Genomic DNA, 476 nt, shown 5'->3' on the forward strand with positions numbered 1-476 from the left:
CCCTATGCACCGATCTCCATTCCCGTCCGCCTTGCCGTGGCTGCGCGCCATGCTGGCTGCGCTGTTGCTGGCCGCCGCGCCGCTGTGGGCGGCACCGCTCACGCAGGCTGATCTCAAGCCGCTGGTCGAAGACGACTTCGACGCCAAGACTGCCGCGCTCGCCGCGCTGACCCAGGCGCCGCCCGAGCAGGCCGGCCCGATCCTGCGCGCGCTCCAGGACGATGCACTCCAATTTGCGCCATCGGTGGGCATGGTGCGCCAGGATGGCGACAAGACCGTCGATGCCATCACTGGCAAGCCGGTGACCGTGAAGGCCGATGAACTCGAGTCCCTCACGCTGAACAACAGCCTGCGGGCCATCGTCGATAGCGCCGCGAGCAGCCTCCTGCTGCAGTCGCCGGACATCGCGGTGCGTACGCAGGCCATCAACACCTTGTCCGATCAACCCGAGAGCGCCTCGCGCGAAGTCGTGGAAG

General features: G+C 67.9%; 1 pseudogene. It reads left to right on the plus strand.

Features of this window, described 5'->3' with window-relative positions:
• Nucleotides 1–49 precede the first annotated feature (49 nt).
• Nucleotides 50–476 (plus strand): annotated as a pseudogene (locus AC1DCP_RS26405) (hypothetical protein); the annotation flags it as partial.

This window comes from Agrobacterium sp. 10T429, assembly GCF_056393925.1.